General features: G+C 72.6%; 18 protein-coding genes. 3 read left to right on the top strand and 15 right to left on the bottom strand.

What is annotated here, in order from left to right; all coding sequences use genetic code 11:
* Nucleotides 1-160: 160 nt before the first annotated feature.
* The 3 genes from FEF34_RS32690 to FEF34_RS32680 all read right to left on the bottom strand — a co-directional run bounded on the left by FEF34_RS32690 (nucleotide 161) and on the right by FEF34_RS32680 (nucleotide 3,507).
* On the bottom strand, nucleotides 161-928 hold the full coding sequence (locus FEF34_RS32690) for a polyprenol monophosphomannose synthase (RefSeq protein WP_138056381.1): 768 nt from the start codon (nucleotides 926-928) through the stop codon (nucleotides 161-163).
* 509 nt (nucleotides 929-1,437) lie between these two features.
* Complete coding sequence (locus FEF34_RS32685) at nucleotides 1,438-3,057, bottom strand: amidohydrolase (RefSeq protein WP_138056380.1); 1,620 nt, start codon at nucleotides 3,055-3,057, stop codon at nucleotides 1,438-1,440.
* Nucleotides 3,058-3,066: 9 nt separating this feature from the next.
* Nucleotides 3,067-3,507 carry an Lrp/AsnC family transcriptional regulator gene (locus tag FEF34_RS32680; protein ID WP_138056379.1) on the bottom strand — a complete coding sequence of 147 codons (441 nt, stop codon included), beginning with the start codon at nucleotides 3,505-3,507 and terminating at the stop codon, nucleotides 3,067-3,069.
* A gap of 204 nt (nucleotides 3,508-3,711) precedes the next feature.
* On the opposite strand from FEF34_RS32680, the gene FEF34_RS32675 reads away from it, so the two are divergent.
* Complete coding sequence (locus tag FEF34_RS32675) at nucleotides 3,712-4,125, top strand: hypothetical protein (RefSeq protein ID WP_138056378.1); 414 nt, start codon at nucleotides 3,712-3,714, stop codon at nucleotides 4,123-4,125.
* A gap of 510 nt (nucleotides 4,126-4,635) precedes the next feature.
* On the opposite strand, the gene FEF34_RS32665 is transcribed toward FEF34_RS32675, so the two are convergent.
* The 3 genes from FEF34_RS32665 to FEF34_RS32655 all read right to left on the bottom strand — a co-directional run bounded on the left by FEF34_RS32665 (nucleotide 4,636) and on the right by FEF34_RS32655 (nucleotide 7,834).
* Entirely contained in the window at nucleotides 4,636-5,808 is a 1,173-nt protein-coding gene (locus tag FEF34_RS32665; RefSeq protein WP_138056377.1) for an acyl-CoA dehydrogenase family protein, read from the bottom strand.
* Between the two features lie 365 nt (nucleotides 5,809-6,173).
* Entirely contained in the window at nucleotides 6,174-6,320 is a 147-nt protein-coding gene (locus tag FEF34_RS32660) for an SCO1431 family membrane protein (protein WP_138056376.1), read from the bottom strand.
* 155 nt (nucleotides 6,321-6,475) lie between these two features.
* Entirely contained in the window at nucleotides 6,476-7,834 is a 1,359-nt protein-coding gene (locus FEF34_RS32655; RefSeq protein ID WP_138056375.1) for a peptidase C39 family protein, read from the bottom strand.
* Nucleotides 7,835-8,008: 174 nt separating this feature from the next.
* On the opposite strand from FEF34_RS32655, the gene FEF34_RS32650 reads away from it, so the two are divergent.
* Both FEF34_RS32650 and FEF34_RS32645 read left to right on the top strand, forming a co-directional pair.
* Nucleotides 8,009-8,647, top strand: a complete 639-nt coding sequence (locus FEF34_RS32650) for a uridine kinase family protein (RefSeq protein WP_138056374.1) — start codon at nucleotides 8,009-8,011, stop codon at nucleotides 8,645-8,647.
* A gap of 358 nt (nucleotides 8,648-9,005) precedes the next feature.
* Nucleotides 9,006-10,913, top strand: a complete 1,908-nt coding sequence (locus FEF34_RS32645; protein ID WP_138057866.1) for an AAA family ATPase — start codon at nucleotides 9,006-9,008, stop codon at nucleotides 10,911-10,913.
* Nucleotides 10,914-11,032: 119 nt separating this feature from the next.
* Here the strand turns inward: FEF34_RS32645 and FEF34_RS32640 are convergent, their stop codons facing one another.
* From FEF34_RS32640 to FEF34_RS32600, 9 genes are all read right to left on the bottom strand, one after another.
* A complete protein-coding gene (locus FEF34_RS32640; protein WP_138056373.1) occupies nucleotides 11,033-12,184 on the bottom strand; it encodes a hemolysin family protein in 1,152 nt (383 codons plus the stop codon).
* Nucleotides 12,181-13,521 carry a hemolysin family protein gene (locus FEF34_RS32635; RefSeq protein WP_138056372.1) on the bottom strand — a complete coding sequence of 447 codons (1,341 nt, stop codon included), beginning with the start codon at nucleotides 13,519-13,521 and terminating at the stop codon, nucleotides 12,181-12,183. Before FEF34_RS32635 ends, FEF34_RS32640 begins: the two co-directional genes overlap by 4 nt.
* A 184-nt stretch (nucleotides 13,522-13,705) precedes the next feature.
* Nucleotides 13,706-14,158, bottom strand: coding sequence for a PH domain-containing protein (locus FEF34_RS32630; RefSeq protein WP_138056371.1), 453 nt, complete (start codon nucleotides 14,156-14,158; stop codon nucleotides 13,706-13,708).
* 26 nt (nucleotides 14,159-14,184) lie between these two features.
* Nucleotides 14,185-15,033, bottom strand: a complete 849-nt coding sequence (gene hisG / locus FEF34_RS32625) for an ATP phosphoribosyltransferase (protein ID WP_138056370.1) — start codon at nucleotides 15,031-15,033, stop codon at nucleotides 14,185-14,187.
* 68 nt (nucleotides 15,034-15,101) lie between these two features.
* Nucleotides 15,102-15,374 carry a phosphoribosyl-ATP diphosphatase gene (locus tag FEF34_RS32620; RefSeq protein ID WP_093658196.1) on the bottom strand — a complete coding sequence of 91 codons (273 nt, stop codon included), beginning with the start codon at nucleotides 15,372-15,374 and terminating at the stop codon, nucleotides 15,102-15,104.
* Between the two features lie 33 nt (nucleotides 15,375-15,407).
* Nucleotides 15,408-15,893: a 6,7-dimethyl-8-ribityllumazine synthase gene (gene ribH / locus FEF34_RS32615; RefSeq protein WP_138056369.1), complete on the bottom strand. Its 486-nt coding sequence runs from the start codon at nucleotides 15,891-15,893 to the stop codon at nucleotides 15,408-15,410.
* A gap of 39 nt (nucleotides 15,894-15,932) precedes the next feature.
* On the bottom strand, nucleotides 15,933-17,273 hold the full coding sequence (locus FEF34_RS32610; protein WP_138056368.1) for a bifunctional 3,4-dihydroxy-2-butanone-4-phosphate synthase/GTP cyclohydrolase II: 1,341 nt from the start codon (nucleotides 17,271-17,273) through the stop codon (nucleotides 15,933-15,935).
* Nucleotides 17,270-17,914, bottom strand: coding sequence for a nicotinamide mononucleotide transporter family protein (locus tag FEF34_RS32605; protein ID WP_171053179.1), 645 nt, complete (start codon nucleotides 17,912-17,914; stop codon nucleotides 17,270-17,272). Before FEF34_RS32605 ends, FEF34_RS32610 begins: the two co-directional genes overlap by 4 nt.
* Nucleotides 17,911-18,528 carry a riboflavin synthase gene (locus FEF34_RS32600; protein ID WP_138056367.1) on the bottom strand — a complete coding sequence of 206 codons (618 nt, stop codon included), beginning with the start codon at nucleotides 18,526-18,528 and terminating at the stop codon, nucleotides 17,911-17,913. The genes FEF34_RS32605 and FEF34_RS32600 overlap by 4 nt, the downstream gene beginning before the upstream one ends.
* Nucleotides 18,529-18,530: the final 2 nt, after the last annotated feature.

The raw sequence follows: 18,530 nt of genomic DNA, 5'->3' as shown, positions 1-18,530 counted from the left end.
CGGTCGGCAATCCGGCCGGCGGAGTGGGAGCGCCGTGCCGCGGCCGGAACCCGGGGCGGTCGGGCCGACCGCCCCGGCGCCCCTGCCCGGTGACCGGGACCCGGCGCCGGAGAGCGGGAGCGGCCGGCGGAAGCCCACGAGCTCGTGCGGACGGAACGCGTCAGAACGGCCTACGGCCGACGATCTTGCCGGCCCGGGTGCCGACGCCCCAGGCGGTGACCCGCCACAGCGCCTCGACGACGATGTCGCGGCTCATCTTGGAGTCGCCCAGCTCGCGCTCGACGAAGGTGATCGGCACCTCCACGACGTGGAAGCCCGCCTCCACGGCCCGCCGGGCGAGGTCCACCTGGAAGCAGTAGCCCTGCGAGGCCACGTCGTCCAGCCCCAGCCCTTCGAGGGTCTCCTTCCGGAAGGCGCGGAAGCCGCCCGTGACATCGCGGATCGGCACACCGAGCAGCAGTCGCGAGTAGGTGCTGCCGCCGCGCGAGAGGAACTCCCGGGACTTCGGCCAGTTCACGACGCGCCCGCCGGGCACCCACCGGGAGCCGAGCACGAGGTCGGCACCCTTGAGCGCGGTGAGGAGCCTGGGCAGTTCCTCCGGCTGGTGGGATCCGTCGGCGTCCATCTCGACCAGGACGCCGTAGCCGTTGTCGATACCCCAGCGGAAGCCCGCGAGGTAGGCGGCTCCGAGGCCCTCCTTGCCCTTGCGGTGCAGGACGTGGATCTGGCCGTCCTCGGCCGAGAGCTCGTCGGCGATCTTTCCCGTGCCGTCGGGGCTGTTGTCGTCGGCGACCAGGATGTCGGCCTCCGGCACGGCGGCACGCACCCGGGAGACGATCGGCTCGATGTTCTCCGCCTCGTTGTAGGTCGGAATGATCACCAAGGCTCTGCCGAGCGGGCCGTACCGCCGCTGACCGCCGTCGTTCATGCTGCCCCTTAACGTCCGTACGCAGGGACCCACCATAGCGAGCACCGCCGACGGGGCGACGACGGCACGGTGCGGGGGCGGAGGGTGGGGCCCGGCGTCCTTCGGGCCGGCCTGGGAACCGCTGGCTGCGGGTCGCCCGAGAGCCGTTGTCTACTGAACGCCGGGCCCCACCCTGGTCGCACCTTCCCCCGAGCACCGTAGGAGCAGGGGGGACCCCCACCGGCCGCGGCCTTACCTCGCCCCGAGGCGCGGGCGCTGGACCTGGCTCCCAGTGGTGGAGCGCCGGTGCGGCGCTCCACCCCCTGACCCAGCGGCGTTCGACGACTGCGTGGATGCCGTCCGGTCGGACGTCCTGTGGTGGACCCGCCGAACCTACCGGCCGACGGGCGCACCCTGTCAACAGTCGTGCGATCTGCGGCTATTGACCGATTGGGCTGGTCAGCGGCGAAGATCCGCAGGTCGTGGAGGAACCCGCACGGCGGCGGGCGCCGGGAGGATTCGTCCCGATGTCACTCGCCCGGCCGCACGTAGACCGTTTGTCCGGAGACCACGGTCCGCAGGCACTCCGGGAGCGTGTTTCCGGGGGTGAGATCGGGCAGGCCGGGCGTACCGGAACGGGGGTCGGTGGACCAGCGGGCGACCCGGTCGTCGGGCGCCTGGACGACGAGCTCACCGGTGCGCCAGACCGCGTAGTCCGCAGGGGCCCCGGGCACCAGCGTGCCCGCGTCGTCGCGTCCGACGGCACGCCAGCCGCCGCGGGTGTGGGCGGTGAAGGCGGCACGTACGGACACCCGGTGCTCGGGAGTGCGGTGGAAGGCCGCGGCCCGGACGGTGCCCCACGGGTCGAGGGGGGTGACCGGGCTGTCCGAGCCGAAGGCCAGCGGGACCCCGGCGCGCAGCAGGGCGGCGTACGGGTTGAGGGTGCGGGCCCGCTCGACGCCCAGGCGCTGCGCATACATGCCGGTGTCGCCGCCCCAGGCCGCGTCGAACGCGGGCTGCACCGAGGCGGTCAGACCGAGCTCGGCGAACGCGGCGACCGTTTCGGGGGTGAGCATCTCGGCGTGTTCGACCCGATGGCGGGCGGCCCGGATCCGGGCGAGACCGACGGCGTCCGCGGCGGCCCTCACTCCCGCCACGACGTTGCTGATCGCGTGGTCGCCGATGGCGTGGAAGCCGGCCTGGAGCCCGGCCTCGGTGCACTCGGTGACATGCGCGGCGACGGCGGCCGCGTCGAGGTGGGCGGCGCCGGCGTGCGGGGCGTCGGCGTAGGGCTCGTGCAGGCAGGCGGTGTGCGAGCCGAGCGAACCGTCGGCGAAGAGATCTCCGGCCGCTCCGGCGGCCCCGAGGGCACGGGCCCGCTCCACGTCCGTCTCGGCCCAGTAGCCCACGACGCGCGGTCCCGGCTCGGCCGCCGCCTTGAGCAGCCCGGTGAAGTCGTCCTCGGAGGAGATGTCGGGCCCGCCGCACTCGTGGACGGTGCCGATGCCGAGGGAGACGGCGTGCCGCAGCGCAGCGCGCTGGGCCTCGGCCCGCTGCCCGGGCGAGACCGAGGCGTACGCGGCCGCCCGGACGGCATGGTGCGCCTCGCCGGTGAGCGGCTCGCCGTCGCGGAACCCTTCCATGCCCCGGGCCGCGGGCACCAGGTCGAGCATCGCGGTGGTGACCAGCGCCGAGTGGACGTCGATCCGGGTGAGGTAGAGGGGGCGGCCTCCCGTGAGCCCGTCCAGCTCCTCACGGCTGAGCGGCCGCCGCTCGGGCCAGCACGAGGCGTCCCAGCCGTGTCCGATGAGGACGCGGTCGGCGGGCCTGGCCCCGGCGTACGACCGGATGCGTTCCGCCGCCTCGGCGAGCGAGGCGGCGGAGGAGAGGTCGAGCCCGGTGAGCGCCAGACCCGTCGCCGTCGTGTGCACGTGCGCGTCCACGAAGGCCGGGGTGACGAGGGCGCCCTCGAGGTCGATCACCTCGTCCACCCCCGAAGCGAAGGCGTCCGCGGCCCCTTCGGAGCCCACCCAGGCGACGTGGCCCCGTTCGACGACCATCGCGGTGGCGAAGGGGTCGGCGGGGCTGTGGACTTCTCCACCGCGCAGCAGCACGGTGCGGTGTTCGGCCGGGGTCGCGCTCTCACTCATGGGAACAGCCTAGATTCGCGGCGGCCGTGCCTCGTACGGGGTGGAGAGCACCACCGTGGTGCGCGTGGAGACACCGGCCAGCGAGCGGATCTGGCCGAGCAGTTCCTCCAGCTCGAGCGGGGTTCCGACCCGGACCTTGAGGATGTAGTTCTCGTCGCCGGCGACGCTGTGGCAGGCCTCGATCTCGGGTACGCCGGCCAGCCGCTCGGCGATGTCGTCGGGGGCACTGGGGTCGAAGGGTTTCACCGAGATGAACGCGGTGAGGGGCAGTCCGACCTCCTCGGGGTCGACGACGGCGGCGTACCCCCGGATGACGCCCCGCTGCTCGAGCCTGCGCACGCGCTGGTGCACCGCCGAGGTGGACAGGCCCGTGGCCCTGCCCAGATCGGTGTAGCTCATGCGCCCGTCCCTGACGAGCAACTCGACGATCTGACGATCCAGCTCCTCCATACACGTCAACCTATTGCCCCGGGTGCCCTCCGGCACAGTCGGCCGCCCCCTGGGAGGGCACCTGCGGGAGGCATGTGACGAACACCACAGGCGCGGGGCCGTGTCCGTCGGGGCCGCGCGGTTACCCCGGGTGCCGGGAGGGAAGTGCTTGCTGTGGTCGAGGCCGCAAGCGCCTGGTCGGCCCACCCGAGGGGGAGATTTTCCATGCAGAGCCTGAAGCGCACCGGACGTCACGAACCGGAGCCTGCCGATTCCGTCGTTTCCCGCGAGTCCCGCGAGGACGACGAGCTCGACTCCTACGAGACCTTCGAGATGTACCGGGTCGTCTGCCCGGATTGCGCGCAGCCGATCGCGCTGCTCGCGGACGAGCACGTGCTCCCCGAGCACGCACTGTGCCCGACGCCGTGGAACCCGTTCGTGCTCTCGGTCTGCGCCGGGACGGGCCGGGCGGCGGCGGAGGCCCGCCCCGCGGACGACACGCTCGAGGTCCAGGAGCAGGACACGGCACTGCTGTTGACGCTCCCTCAGGGTCTGGACTGGCGGACGCAGCCCTTCTCGCACGTCGGCGGCCCGGGTTCGCGGCCCCTGAAGGTGCCCCCGATGCGGCGGGCCGCCTGAGCGGCGGCTCCCCCGCCCACTCGGACTCCCGCCCCACGACGGCGCCGCTCCCGCGGTGCGGGATGGTCCGGTCCGACTCCCCCTGCATCTCCCGTCCGCCGAAGTGCGCGTGACGGCACGTCACACCCCGGGTCGCACGACGGCCGTGCGCCGGGCGCGCACGCCCGCGGCCGCGGGGGCGAGTGTGCGCGGTACGGCACCCGGCCGGGACCGCGTCCGCACGCCCTGGTGAGGGGGCGAACCGGTGCTCGAATGACCTCGAGGGTGACTCCGCACGGCCGGACGCCGTTTGGACGGGCATGACCGCGCAGCACTCCAAGAGCGGCCAGGGCCGCCGTCGGCTGATGACGTCACGTCAAGAAGAATCGGTTCCGCATACGCCCGATCCGCCGATCTACCGCGACCTGCTCCACCGCTGGGCCAGTGCCGGACGGACCCTGCCGGGCCGCCGCGACCAGGAGTGGAACAGGCTCACGGCGGCACCGGTGTGGAGCGGGCGGACCGGCTGGGTCAGCGGGACTCTGGCCCAGCGAGGTGACGGGCGATGACCATCCGCTGGATCTGGTTGGTGCCCTCGACGATCTGCAGCACCTTGGCCTCGCGCATCAGCCGCTCCACCGGGAAGTCCGCGGTGTAGCCGTAGCCGCCGAGGATCTGCACGGCGTCGGTGGCGACCTGCATCGCGGTGTCCGTGCAGAACAGCTTGGCCATCGCCGCCTCCTTCGAGAACGGCAGCCCCCGGTCGCGCAGCCGCGCGGCGGCGAGGTACAGCGCACGGCCGGCCTCGACCTTCGTGGCCATGTCCGCGAGCATGAATCGCAGTCCCTGGAAGTCGGCGATGGGGCGGCCGAACTGCTTCCTCCCGGTGGCGTAGGCGAGGGACTCGTCGAGCGCGGCCTGGGCCACGCCGATCGCACAGGCGGCGATGCCGAGACGTCCCGAGTCGAGCGCGGAAAGGGCGATCGCGAAGCCCTGCCCCTCGTCACCGATCCGGCGGGCGTCGGAAACGCGTACTCCGTCGAAGTGGAGCTGGGCGGTGGGCGAACCCTTCATACCCATCTTCTTCTCGGGCGCCGCCGCGCTCAGCCCCTCCGCGTCGCCCGGTACGAGGAACGCCGAGATGCCGCGGGCGCCTTCGCCGCCGGTGCGGGCCAGCACGGTGTAGAAGTCGGCCACCCCGCCGTGGGTGATCCAGGCCTTGGTCCCGGTGATGACCCAGGCGTCGCCGTCGCGCTCGGCCTTCGTGCGCAGGGAGGCCGCGTCCGAGCCGGACGACGGTTCGGAGAGGCAGTAGGCGCCGAGCAGCCCGCCGCCGAGCATCGCGGCGAGGTGTTCTCCGCGCTGCTCCTTGGTCCCGTAGCCGGCGAGCGCGTGGCAGGCGAGGGAGTGGACGCTGACTCCCAGGCCCACGGTGAGGCGGGCCGCGGCCAGTTCCTCGAGGACCTGGAGGTAGACCTCGTACGGCTGGTCGCCACCGCCGTACTCGGAGTCGTAGGGGAGGCCGAGCAGTCCCGACTCGGAGAGCAGGGAGAACAGTTCGCGCGGGAAGCGGCCCGCCTCCTCCTCCTCGGCCGCGCGTGGAGCGATCTCCCGCTGGACGATCTCTCGGACCAGGGTGATCAGATCCCTGGCCTCCTCGGTGGGCAGTGTCCGGTCCACCGGCTGCGGGGCGCGGTCGGGCATGGCGGCGCTCTCCTCCCTGTCGGGCGCTGCGGCGGTCGCGCGCGAAGGGTTGGACGGCGCCGCCGGATGTCACTGGTGCGCCGATGCTGCCCTCCCGGATCACGGAAGCGGCTGACCAGCGGCTGTGGCGGCTTGAGTATGCCCCATCCGACGCCGTCCGTCACGGGCGGGAATCACTCCGTGGGGCCTGGGCGGCCCGGCCACCGGACCTCCCCGGCCACCCGCGGGCGCCCCCGCGGCGGGAACTGGTCAGGTCGACCGGCCGAGGGGCAGGCTCCGGGAGGGGCGGAGGCGGGGAGCCGGTCGGGCTGCCTGCCCCCTTTTTCACGCGGGCGCGAGGGCCGTTCACGCGTGCGTGCGGGCCGTCAGAGGAGCCCGGCCCGGGTGACGAGCATCGCCAGGACGACCACGAGCACCCATCCCATGACGTGCTCGACGATCTTGGGGCCGTCGTCCTCGGGGCCTCCGGTGCGGGCCCGGGCGACGTTGGCGTTGGCGGTGGTCGTGGTCATGGCGGCTCGCTCGATCGTCCTTGTGGTTCCGGTCGCCCCCCGGCGGACCCTGCCGCGCCCTCAAGGGGTACGGGGGACCTGCCCCGACCACACTGCCAGCCGCGCCGCCCGCGGGCAGTGACACCGGTCACGGCCCCGGGCGCGGCGGTGGCGCGTCAGTCGATGCCGAGAGCGGCGAGGGCCTTGCGCTGAGCGGCCGTCGGACGTTCGGGCCAGAAGAGGTAGCAGACGCCGCCTGTGCCGGACGCCACTTTCCCGCTCGCGTTGTACCGCTTGGTGCGGAGCCAGATCGTCTCCCACTCCGCCCGCCGGTACACCCGGCGCACGGCCTCGTTGCTGGGTGAGGCGGGGTCGTTCGCGATCACGTCCCCGCCGGCGGTGAAGCCGATCGCGGTCATCAGATGGCCCGAGGTGCCGTAGCCTGCGCCGGTCAGCTCCTCCTTCAGAAAGGACTGGGAGGTGATGGCGGGGATGCCCGCACCGACCAGCGTCTCCAGCTGGCCGAGCGACTCCAGCCGGGTGACCACGGCGTTCATCTCGCGGTACGTGGCCGCGTAGGCGGCGTTGAACGGCCAGTTCCCGCAGCCCTCGTACTGGTGGTCGTAGGTGTGGCGGGCCGCGTGGCAGACCTGGGGGTCGGCGAAGTCCGGGTCTACCCAGGCCAGCTCCCCGGCCGTCGGCCTGCGGCCCCAGTACTCGACGACCATCTGCGAGGACGTGGGGCTGCACCAGGCCTCGCCGCCGTTGTCGTACTCGGGGTACTGACCGACGTGGGTGTTCTGCGAGTAGCGCGGCACCGCCAGCTCACGGGCGACCCGGGGCACGGAGGCCGGCACGGTGAAGCGGTCCGGGATGTCCGAGGCCATGGCCCCGACGCGCCACACGGTCGGTGTGAGGGCCGTTCCCGGCCGGCGGTAGAGGGTCAGCCTGAGCCGGTAGGCGACCAGCCGCAGTCCGCTCGCCGGGTCGTCCACGGCGAAGGTGTCGGTCCAGATGCTGCTCCTGCCGTCGGTCTGGCCGTCGACCGAGGTGCGCAGGATGTCCCCGTCGCCGGCCGCCCAGCGGCCCATGACGAACCACCGGGTCGTGCTGCCGTCGCTGTAGGTGCCGGACAGTTCCGTCTGTAGCCACGTCCCGGCCGGGGTGCGGGCGTTCCAGGAGGCGATGACCTCGGTGGCGGCCACCCGGGGGCGGTGCACCGGCGAGATCCACCGCGCGTAGTCCCAGGCCGTGGTGCGGCCGGTGTGCGGGTCGGCGTACCGCGTGCGGCCTGCCGGGGCGCCGATCACCAGTCCCGGGCGGCTGCCGGCGAGGGCGCGGGTGCCCGCGCCCTCGCCGCTGCGCCAGTCCGTGTACGAGTTCCAGAAACGGTTGTCCACGAGCGGACGGGGGCGCGCGGCGGGCGCCGGAACTCCGGTGGCGGCCGCGGTGGCGGCGGAGGTCAGGGCGCTTCCGCCGGCCGCGGCCGCGAGTGCCGCGGTGAGTACGGATCTGCGCGAGGCAGGCGTGGTCATGGGACCTCCGGAAGCAGCGGTCTCGAGGGTGCGCCGGTGGGCCAACTATCGCGGTTCCCGAACGGCTTCTGCCAGTGACTCGCGCGGTGCCGCCCCGACCAATATCGGTCTCGACCAGCGGCATGACCTGCGTGGACCGACGGCGGGCCCGCGTACCCCCTTAGGGTGATCCCCATGAGCCGCCCCGTCTCCCTCGAACGCGCCGCCGCGGGCCTGCGCGCACTGCCGCCGTCCTGCGGCCCGGTCCGGCTGATCGCGGTCGACGGCCACGCGGGTTCCGGCAAGAGCACGTTCGCCGCCGGACTCGCGGAGGCGCTCGGCGGAGCGCCGGTGCTGCGCCTCGACGACATCGCCACACACGACGAACTCTTCTCCTGGACCGGCCGATTGGTTGAACAGGTGATCGACCCGTGGTCGCGCGGCGAGAGCGGGCTGTATCACCCGTACGACTGGAATCTCCGCCGCTTCGGGGCACCACGCGCGCTGCCCGCAGCGCCGGTCGTCCTGGTCGAGGGCGTGGGCGCCGGCCGCCGGGCGCTGCGGCCCCATCTGGCCCGGCTGCTGTGGATGGAGCGGGACCCGCAGGAGTCGTGGATGCGCGGCCGGCGCCGCGACGGACCGGAGCTCTCCGGCTTCTGGGACGGCTGGACCGTGGCGGAGAGCCGCCATTTCGCGGACGACCCCTCGCGCCCGTTCGCCGACACCCTGGTACGCGAGTTGCCCGAGGGGTACGAGTGGCTGCCAGGACCCGGCGTGACAGCAGGAGCGAACCATTCCCTCACGGAACGTGACCACCTCCGACCGTCGTACTGAGCAGTCGGAAATCCACCCTGCCGGGCGCCTCAACTCCGCTTGACCCAGGGCCCTTACAGGTCTTACGTTCTCAATGTGCGGCTTTTCGGAGTCGCCCGGACGCGAAGCCCCCGGTTGTTCCCCCGTGATCGGGGGCTTCGTTCTGTCCTCAGGACCTTCCCCCGGCACTCCTGCGGCGCTCAACGCTCACCCAGGGTCACCGTTCGCGCCATGCTCGCGCGCCCTTAATCCGCCGCCCCCTGCGCAGGTACGATGCACCCCGGTGCGGTCAATTCCCGTCCGCGACAAGGTGGTTCGGCACGCTCCGCCGGGCATCCGCCCGGTGGGACAGCACGGGGGCAGGTATGTGGGGGACCCGATGGACATCGGCACGCAGGGCTCACCGGCCCCGGCCGACCTCGCCTGGGTGCGCGGCGTGGACGCCTACACCATGGGCGCCTACCCGCAGGCGGAGGAGGAGTTCAGGAGCGCGGTGCGGCTCGACCCCGGGATGGCCGACGGCTGGCTCGGACTGCACGCCCTGCGCGTGGACACCACCACCGCGCTGCTGAGGATGTACCGGAACCGGGAGCGTTTCGGCGAGCAACGGAACCGTCACCGCCGCACGCTGAACTCCTGGTACTGGCTCGGCTGGTGGGTGCAGCCCGTGCTGGAGAGCCCGCGCGACCTCCTGCTCGCGCACGCCTCGCACTGGCTCGACGGGCGCCAGGTGCCCGAGTTGGACCGCGCACTCGCGGGGCTGCCGCCGGTCGACGCCGATCCGCAGGTCCGCTTTCTGCACGCCTGCCGCGCCTACCTGGTCAAGGACTGGGAGCAGCTGGTGCGGCACACCGAACCGCTCGTGGACGATCCGCTGCTCGGGATCGAGGCCGGCCTGTTCGCCGGCATGGCGCGGGTGCGGCTGGAGATGTACGGGCAGGCGGAGCCGCTGCTGTCCGCGGCGCTGATGCGCTGCCGCAGCGAGCAGCCCCAGCGCAAGGAACTCCGCTACTGGCTGGCCCGGGCCCATGAGGGCACGGGCCGCAGCGCTGCCGCCCTGCCGCTGTACCGGGCCGTGCACCGGGTGGACCCGGCCTTCATGGACACCTCGGCCCGGCTCACCGCGATCGCCGACTACGACGGCATCGACGGGACGGACGAGGCCGCGGGCCTGGCCACCGTGTCGCTGGCGGGCGCGGGAGCGGGTGCGGGGCAGGACGCCGCGGACGCCCAGCCGGCCGAGGCCGAGCCGCCCTTCGTACCCGAATCACGCTACGGGGGCGAGCCCCAGCCCCCGCTCGGCTCTGCGGCCGCCGCGGACCCGGCCGACCGGGTGCGGGAGAAGTCGGGGGCCCCGCGCCGGTCTGCGCCACCGTTCCCGTCCGGACCCACCGATCCGGTGCTGCTCGCCGAGGCGCTCGCGGAGCTGGAGCGGATGGTGGGCCTGGAGCCGGTGAAGCGGCAGGTGAAGGCCCTCTCCGCACAGCTGCGGATGGCCCGGCTGCGGGCCGGGCAGGGCCTCCCCGTCCAGCCCCCGAAGCGGCACTTCGTCTTCTCCGGCCCGTCCGGCACCGGCAAGACGACCGTGGCCCGCATCCTGGGCCGGGTCTTCTACGCGCTCGGGCTGCTGGGCGGCGACCATCTGGTGGAGGCGCAGCGCTCCGACCTGGTCGGGGAGTTCCTCGGCCAGACCGCGGTGAAGGCCAACGAGCTGATCGACTCCGCGCTCGGCGGCGTGCTGTTCGTGGACGAGGCGTACGCGCTCTCCAACACCGGCTACAGCAAGGGCGACGCCTACGGCGACGAGGCGCTGCAGGTGCTGCTGAAGCGGGCCGAGGACAACCGGGACCATCTGGTGGTCATCCTCGCCGGCTATCCGGAGGGCATGGACCGGTTGCTCGCCACCAACCCCGGGCTCTCCTCGCGATTCACCACCCGGGTCGACTTCCCCTCGTACCGGCCGCTGGAGCTGACGGCGATCGGCGAGGTGCTCGCGGCGGCCAACGGCGATCTGTGGGACGAGGAGGCGCTGGACGAGCTGCGGTCGATCAGCGGCCATGTGGTGGACCAGAGCTGGATCGACGAGCTGGGCAACGGCCGCTTCCTGCGCACGCTGTACGAGAAGAGCTGTGCCTACCGGGACCTGCGCCTCTCGGGGTACGCGGGCACGCCGACGCGCGAGGACCTGGCGACGTTGCGGCTGCCGGATCTGATGCAGGCGTACGGGGAGGTGCTCTCGGGCCGCGGTCCGCGGGACCGCGGCTCCCAGGACCCCACCGGACCGTGAGCCCCCTGGGTCACGTGGCGGGAAGGGCCGGCCCCGGCTGCAACCGCCGCCGGGGTGCCGTGCCCCGCCCCGAAGGATGCTGTTGACCGACACCATCCCGAAGGGCGGGGCACGCGGCCTCACACCCCGCTCGGGCTCGGCTGCTGGGAGCGCACGTCCTGCTGGTGCGGCGGATCCGTCCGCAGACCGCCTCGCACGACCGCCGCGTGGGAGCCCCGGACGGACGCGGCGGGCGGCACCGGACGGTGGGCCGGGTCGCGCACCTCGCCCACCAGCATCTCGAGGACGTCTTCCAGGGCGACGAGGCCCAGGACACGTCCCGACGCGTCGGCGACCTGGGCCAGATGCGTGGCCGCGCGGCGCATCACGGTGAGCGCGTCGTCGAGCGGCAGTTCCGACCGCAGCGTGGCCATGGGGCGCCAGATGTGCTGCGGTACGGCCCGCTCGTCGTCATCCAGGTCCAGGACGTCCTTGACGTGGAGGTAACCCATGAACCTCCCGCTGCCCTCGCCGCCCACGGGGAACCGGGAGTAGCCCGTACGGACGGTCAGCTCCTCGATCTGCCTCGGAGTCACCGAGGGCGGCACCGTGACCAGGGAGGACCGGGCGATCAGGACGTCCGTCACGGGGCGGCTGCCCAGCTCCAGGGCGTCCCCGAGACGTTCCTGCTCCTCCGGGTCGAGCAGTCCGGCCTGACCGGCGTCCTCGACGAGCTGGCCCAGCTGGTCGCTGGTGAAGACCGCCTCGACCTCGTCCTTCGGCTCGACCCCGAACAGCTTCAGCACCAGCCGGGAACAGGCGCCGAGCGCCGCGGTCACCGGCCGGCACAGCCGGGCGAAGCCGACCAGCGCGGGGCTGAGCCAGAGCGCGGTCCTCTCCGGGGCGGCCATCGCCAGGTTCTTCGGCAGCATCTCGCCGACGACGAGGTGCAGGAAGACCACGACGGCGAGGGCGATCACGTAGCCGAGGGGGTGGACCAGCGCCTCGGGCACCCGCAGGGCGTGGAACACCGGCTCCAACAGGTGCGCCACGGTCGGCTCGGCGACCGCGCCCAGGGTCAGCGAGCAGACGGTGATGCCGAACTGGGCCGCCGCCATCATCTGCGGCAGGTTCTCGAGCCCGTGCAGGACCTGCCGGGCCCGGGAGGAACCCTGCGCGGCGAGCGGTTCCACCTGGCTGCGGCGCACCGACACGAGCGCGAACTCCGCGCCGACGAAGAAGCCGTTCGCGAGCACCAGGAGCAGTGCGAACAGCAGCTGGAGAACGCTCATCGGGCGGCCTCCGCCATGGCCTGGGCGTCCACCGTGCGGACGAGCCTGACCCGTTCGGCGCGGTATCGGTCGACCTGGCGGACCGAGAGCCGCCAGCCGGGCAGCTCCGCCCGGTCACCGGGCGCCGGGATCCGGCCGAGGAGGTCGGCGACGAGACCGGCGACGGTCTCGTACGGGCCGTCGGGCACGTCGAGGCCTATCCGCCGCAGGGTGAGGACGCGGCAGCTGCCGTCGGCCTCCCAGGCCGGGCTGCCGTCCTCGGGCGGGGCCGGAGCCAGCTCGGGCCGGCCGTCGGCCTCGGCGTCGTGCTCGTCGCGGACCTCGCCGACGATCTCCTCGACGATGTCCTCCAGGGTGACGACGCCGGCGGTGCCGCCGTACTCGTCGACGACCACGGCGATGGGCTGCTCGCTGCGCAGCCGCCCGAGCAGCTGCCGCACCGGCAGGGTCTCGGGCACGAGCAGCGGGGGCACGGCGATACGGCCGACCGGGGTGCGCAGCCGCGCGTGAGCCGGCACCGCCAGGGCGTTCTTGAGGTGGACCATGCCGACGATCTCGTCGATGCGGTCCCGGTAGACGGGGAACCGGGAGAGCCCGGTGGCCCGGGTCAGATTGAGGACGTCCGCCGCGGTCGCGTCGGACTGCAGGGCGCTCATCTTCACCCGCGGGGTCATCACGTGCTGGGCGGTGAGCCCGCCGAGCGAGAGGGTCCGGACGAAGAGGTCCGCCGTGTCCTCCTCGAGGGCTCCGGCACGGGCCGAGTGACGGGCGAGGGAGACCAGTTCACCGGGTGTACGGGCGGAGGCCAGCTCCTCGGCGGGTTCCACGCCGAACGCCCTGACGAGACGGTTGGCCACGGCGTTGAGCAGGGCGATCACGGGCCGGAACACCGCCGAGAAGCGGTGCTGCGGGCCGGCCACGAACCGGGCGACCTGCAGCGGCCGCGACACGGCCCAGTTCTTCGGGACGAGCTCGCCGACCACCATCTGGACGGCGGAGGCGAGCAGCATGCCGATCACGACGGCGACGCCGGGGACGGCCCCGCCGGGGATCCCGGCCGCGGCGAGCGGGCCGCCGAGCAGCCGGGCGAGCGCCGGCTCGGCCAGCATGCCGACGACGAGGGAGGTGATGGTGATGCCGAGCTGGGTGCCGGAGAGCTGGAACGAAAGCTCGCGCAGGGCCCGGACGACGGTCCCGGCGCGGCGGTCGCCCTCGGCGGCGGCACGTTCGGCGTCCGCGCGCTCGACGGTGACCAGGCCGAACTCGGCGGCCACGAAGAACCCGTTGGCGAGGATGAGGAGGAATGCCGCGAGGAGCAGCAGTAGCGGGATGATCATGCCGCCGCCTCCTGGGAGGGGGCGGCGCAGGTACTACCGGACGATCCGTCCATTGCCGGAGAGGGTCACTCCTCGGGTCGCAGGGTGCCTTACGGGCCGTGGCCGGCCCACAGGTGTGAGGCGGAGGCGCACTCGGCGCCTCCGGGTAAAGAGTAATCACGAGTCCGCCCCGAGGGGCAGGGGCTCAGCGGTCGTCCGTGCCGGTGCCTCGCGATTCGGCGAGCAGCCGCAGCGCCCGGGCGTCGCGGATGGCGTGGTGGCGGGCGATTCCGGGCTGGATCCCGAGGACCGGGAGGCTGGTGCCGTCACTCAGATCGAGGAACACCCAGGGGTCACCCGGACGGAGGTTGACACGGAGGATCTCCGCCCAGTCGAGCCTGCGGGTCCGGGTGAGGTTGACGACCGTGACGCCCCGGTCGTCGGCGACGACCTTGGGACGGCTGAGCAGCGCCAGCACGGCGAAGAACAGCACCGCGGTCAGGACGAAGCTGATCCGCTCCCCCGGACTGAGCTTCTCCAGCGCGACGGCGACCGCGGTGATCACCGCGAACATCACGGTCCCGACGGACAGCAGGACCGCCCGCGTGCGGGTGGGCCGGAAGGTCACCGGGAGCGTGGGCAGCTCTTGTTGGTCCATGTACATGCTCCGTGCCGTCCCGGTCCTCAGAGACGGCAGGCGTGGATCGCCGTCGTCAGGATCGCGCGGGCACCCAGGTCGTAGAGGTCGTCCATGATCCGCTGTGCCTCCTTGGCCGGGACCATGGCGCGGACGGCGACCCAGCCCTCGTGGTGCAGCGGGGAGACGGTCGGCGACTCCAGGCCCGGGGTGAGCGCGACGGCCTTCTCCAGGTGCTCGACCCGGCAGTCGTAGTCCATCATCACGTAGGAGCGCGCGACCAGGACACCCTGGAGGCGGCGGAGGAACTGCTGCACCTTGGGGTCGTCGGCCTCGGCGCCCGTGCGGCGGATCACGACGGCCTCGGAGGTGAGGATCGGCTCGCCGATGACCCCGAGGCCGGCGTTGCGCAGGCTCGTGCCGGTCTCCACGACGTCGGCGATGACCTGGGCGACTCCCAGCTCGATCGCGGTCTCCACGGCTCCGTCGAGGTGGACGACGGACGCGTCGATGCCCTTGTCCGCGAGGTGCTTGGCGACGATGCCCTCGTACGAGGTGGCGATCGTCAGACCGCCGAACTCCTCGACGCCGGAGGCCGTTCCGGGCTTGGTGGCGTAGCGGAACGTGGAGCGGGCGAAGCCGAGCTGGAGGATCTCCTCGGCGTTGGCGCCGGAGTCGAGGAGCAGGTCCCGTCCGGTGATGCCGATGTCGAGGCGGCCCGAGCTGACGTAGATCGCGATGTCGCGCGGGCGGAGGTAGAAGAACTCGACCTCGTTCTCGGGGTCGACGAGCACGAGTTCCTTGGAGTCCTTGCGCTGGAGGTAGCCCGCCTCATGGAGCATCTCCCCCGCAGGTCCGGAGAGTGAACCCTTGTTGGGGACGGCGATGCGCAGCATGAGACGGGCTTCCTTCGGGTGCGTAGGTGCTTGCGTGGGGAGTGTTCGGGTGTACGGAACGAGTGTGCTCAGAGATGGGCGTAGACGTCGTCGAGGCTGATCCCTCGCGCGACCATCATCACCTGGACGTGGTACAGCAGCTGCGAGATCTCCTCGGCGGCGGCTTCCTTGCCCTCGTACTCGGCGGCCATCCACACCTCGGCGGCCTCCTCGACGACCTTCTTGCCGATGGCATGGACGCCCTTGTCCACCAGCTCGGCGGTGCGGGAGGTCGCGGGGTCGCCGTTGGCGGCCTTGTGCTGGAGCTCGGCGAAGAGCTCCTCGAACGTCTTCTTGGACATGGTGGTCCCACCCTACGCGGAAGTGGACCCTCCTCAGCGCCAGGGTTCGGATACTGAACGCAGCGTCGCCGCGGTGGCCACCGCGGCGGTGACCGCCTCGTGCCCCTTGTCCTCGCTCGAGCCCTCCAGGCCGGCCCGGTCGAGTGCCTGCTCCTCGGTGTCGCAGGTGAGCACGCCGAAGCCGACGGGGACGCCGGTGTCGAGGGAGACCTGGGTCAGGCCCTGGGTGACGCCCTGGCACACGTAGTCGAAGTGGGGCGTGCCGCCCCGGATGACGACCCCGAGCGCCACGACGGCGTCGTAGCCCCGGCCGGCCAGCACCTTGGCGACGACGGGGAGCTCGAAGCTGCCGGGGACCCGCAGCAGGGTCGGCTCGTCGATGCCCAGCTCGTGCAGGGCGCGCAGGGCACCGTCGACGAGTCCGTCCATGATCTTCTCGTGCCACTGGGCCGCGATGACGGCCACGCGGAGGTCTCCGCAGTTGCGTACGGACAGTTCGGGTGCGCCCTTGCCGCTCACGTGTCTCCTCGTTCCTGTTCCTACTGGTTGCCGCGGGTCTTACTGGTTGCCGCAGGTCGACGCCGTCGCGGTGTCGAGCCAGGGCAGGTCGTGCCCCATCCGGTCGCGCTTGGTGCGCAGGTACCGCAGGTTGTGCTCGCCCGCCTGCACGGGCATGGCCACCCGGTCGACGACCTTCAGTCCGTGCCGGAGCAGGGCGGCGGTCTTGTCGGGGTTGTTGGTCATCAGCCGGAGGCTGCGTACGCCGAGGTCGTCCAGGATCCGCGCGCCGGCGTCGTAGTCGCGGGCGTCGGCGGGCAGCCCGAGCTCGAGGTTGGCGTCCAGCGTGTCGCGGCCTTGTTCCTGCAGCTCGTACGCGCGGAGCTTGGAGAGCAGTCCGATGCCCCGGCCCTCGTGGCCGCGGAGGTAGACCACCACGCCCCGGCCCTGCTCGGTGACGCGCTCCATGGACTCCCGCAGCTGCGGGCCGCAGTCGCAGCGCAGCGAGTGGAAGATGTCGCCGGTCAGGCACTCGGAGTGGACGCGGACCAGGACGTCCTCGCCGTCGCCGATGTCGCCGTGGACGAGCGCGATGTGCTCGACGCCGTCCACGGTGGAGCGGTAGCCGTAGGCCGTGAACGCGCCGTGCGCGGTGGGCAGGTCGACCTCGGCCTCGCGGCGGACGGTCGGCTCCGCGCTGCGGCGGTAGGCGATCAGGTCCTCGATGGAGATGATCGTGAGTCCGTGCTTGCGGGCGAAGGGCACCAGTTCGGGCAGCCGCAGCATCACCCCGTCCTCGCCGGCGATCTCGACGATCGCCCCGGCGGGGCGCAGTCCCGCGAGCCGGGCGAGGTCCACGGCGGCCTCGGTGTGGCCCGGGCGCACCAGGACACCGCCGGGCCGGGCGCGCAGCGGGAAGATGTGGCCGGGGCGGACGAAGTCGGCCGCGCCCGCGGTGCCGCCCGCCAGCAGCCGCAGGGTGGTGGCGCGGTCGGCGGCCGAGATGCCGGTGGTCACCCCGTGCGCGGGTCCGGCGTCGACGGAGACGGTGAACGCCGTGCTCATCGATTCGGTGTTGTGCGCCACCATCTGGGGCAGCTCGAGCCGCTCCAGCTCCTCGCTTTCCATGGGCGCGCAGATCAGTCCGCGGCACTCGCTCATCATGAAGGCGACGATCTCCGGGGTGGCCTTCTCGGCGGCGATGACGAGGTCGCCCTCGTTCTCGCGGTCCTCGTCGTCGACGACCACGACGGGCCGGCCGGCGGCGATGTCGCGAATGGCCCGCTCGACCGGGTCGAGGCGGAGATCGTCCTCGGTGCCGTCGGCCGGGAACCAGGGCGACGGGGCGACGGGGCCCGCCGAGTCCGGCAGGGCGGTGGTGGGAGACGGGCGGACGCTCATGCTGCCGCTCCTTCCAGAGCAGTGGTCGTACGGGACCGGAGCCACCAGTCGCGCATGCCCCACAGGACGAGCGCGCCGTAGATGACGTAGACGAAACCGGAGAAGGCGTAGCCGTTGGCGAAGTTCAGCGGCACGCCGACGAGATCGACGAGGAGCCAGGCGAACCAGAACTCGACCATGCCGCGGGCCTGGGCGTACATGGCGACGAGCGTGCCGACGAAGATGTAGGCGTCCGGCCAGGGGTCCCACGACAGCGTGGGGTAGGCCGTGAAGAGCAGGGCGACGGCGACGGTTCCGAGGGCGGCCACGGCGAGCATGAGTCCGCGTTCGGGCCAGGTGGCGAAGCGGACGGCGATGGAGCCGTCCTGGGCCTGTCCCCGGCCCCGGGTCCACTGCCACCAGCCCCAGCCGGCCACGGCCATCACGACCACCTGCTTGCCGGCGCTGCCGGTCAGATGGGGGGCGAACGCGGCGAAGAGGATGAGGCCGGACAGGAACTGGGCGGGCCAGGTCCATATGGAGCGGCGCCAGCCGAGCGCGAGGGCGGTCAGCCCGATCACGTTGCCGGTCATGTCGGACCACTTGATGTGCTGGCCGAAGGCGGTGAACGCCTCGGAGTTCAGCCAGTCGACGGCGCTCACTCGGCGGTCCCCCCCGCACGGTCGGAGCGGTCGCCGAGCATCCGCTCGACGTACTTGGCGACGACGTCGACCTCGAGGTTGACCGGGTCGCCGGGCTGCTTGGTGCCGAGCGTGGTCAGCGCGAGGGTGGTGGGGATCAGGCTGACGGTGAAGTGGTCCCGGCCGGCGTCGACGACGGTGAGGCTGACGCCGTCGACCGTGATGGAGCCCTTCTCCACGACGTAGCGGGAGAGCTCGGCCGGGAGGGAGACCTTGACGATCTCCCAGTGCTCGGACGGGGTGCGCTCGACGACCGTGCCCGTGCCGTCGACGTGCCCCTGGACGATGTGCCCGCCGAAGCGCCCGTCGGCGACCATGGGCCGCTCCAGGTTGACCCGGGAGCCGGCGTCGAGCGCACCGAGGCCGGAGCGCTTCAGCGTCTCGGCCATCACATCGGCGGTGAACTCGCCGTCGGCGGCCTCCACGACGGTGAGGCAGACACCGTTGACCGCGATGGAGTCGCCGTGCTTGGCCCCCTCGGTGACGACGGGTCCGCGCACTCGGAAGCGGGAGGCGTCGCCGAGGTCCTCCACGGCGGTGACCTCACCCAGCTCTTCGACGATTCCGGTGAACACTG

It is taken from the genome of Streptomyces marianii (assembly GCF_005795905.1).
Lineage (GTDB): Bacteria > Actinomycetota > Actinomycetes > Streptomycetales > Streptomycetaceae > Streptomyces > Streptomyces marianii.
Note: the sequence above shows the minus strand (reverse complement) of the source record. Positions and strands in the feature narration are given on the sequence as shown.

Bases quoted from the DNA above. Each gene is read 5' to 3' on its own strand.
- FEF34_RS32635 (WP_138056372.1), bottom strand. From the start codon at position 13,521: ATGATCATCCCGCTACTGCTGCTCCTCGCGGCATTCCTCCTCATCCTC.
- FEF34_RS32675 (WP_138056378.1), top strand. From the start codon at position 3,712: ATGCAGAGCCTGAAGCGCACCGGACGTCACGAACCGGAGCCTGCCGAT.
- FEF34_RS32640 (WP_138056373.1), bottom strand. From the start codon at position 12,184: ATGAGCGTTCTCCAGCTGCTGTTCGCACTGCTCCTGGTGCTCGCGAAC.
- FEF34_RS32660 (WP_138056376.1), bottom strand. From the start codon at position 6,320: ATGACCACGACCACCGCCAACGCCAACGTCGCCCGGGCCCGCACCGGA.
- FEF34_RS32665 (WP_138056377.1), bottom strand. From the start codon at position 5,808: ATGCCCGACCGCGCCCCGCAGCCGGTGGACCGGACACTGCCCACCGAG.
- FEF34_RS32690 (WP_138056381.1), bottom strand. From the start codon at position 928: ATGAACGACGGCGGTCAGCGGCGGTACGGCCCGCTCGGCAGAGCCTTG.
- FEF34_RS32630 (WP_138056371.1), bottom strand. From the start codon at position 14,158: ATGGACCAACAAGAGCTGCCCACGCTCCCGGTGACCTTCCGGCCCACC.
- FEF34_RS32680 (WP_138056379.1), bottom strand. From the start codon at position 3,507: ATGGAGGAGCTGGATCGTCAGATCGTCGAGTTGCTCGTCAGGGACGGG.
- FEF34_RS32650 (WP_138056374.1), top strand. From the start codon at position 8,009: ATGAGCCGCCCCGTCTCCCTCGAACGCGCCGCCGCGGGCCTGCGCGCA.
- FEF34_RS32620 (WP_093658196.1), bottom strand. From the start codon at position 15,374: ATGTCCAAGAAGACGTTCGAGGAGCTCTTCGCCGAGCTCCAGCACAAG.
- FEF34_RS32685 (WP_138056380.1), bottom strand. From the start codon at position 3,057: ATGAGTGAGAGCGCGACCCCGGCCGAACACCGCACCGTGCTGCTGCGC.
- hisG (WP_138056370.1), bottom strand. From the start codon at position 15,033: ATGCTGCGCATCGCCGTCCCCAACAAGGGTTCACTCTCCGGACCTGCG.
- FEF34_RS32645 (WP_138057866.1), top strand. From the start codon at position 9,006: ATGGACATCGGCACGCAGGGCTCACCGGCCCCGGCCGACCTCGCCTGG.
- FEF34_RS32610 (WP_138056368.1), bottom strand. From the start codon at position 17,273: ATGAGCGTCCGCCCGTCTCCCACCACCGCCCTGCCGGACTCGGCGGGC.
- FEF34_RS32655 (WP_138056375.1), bottom strand. From the start codon at position 7,834: ATGACCACGCCTGCCTCGCGCAGATCCGTACTCACCGCGGCACTCGCG.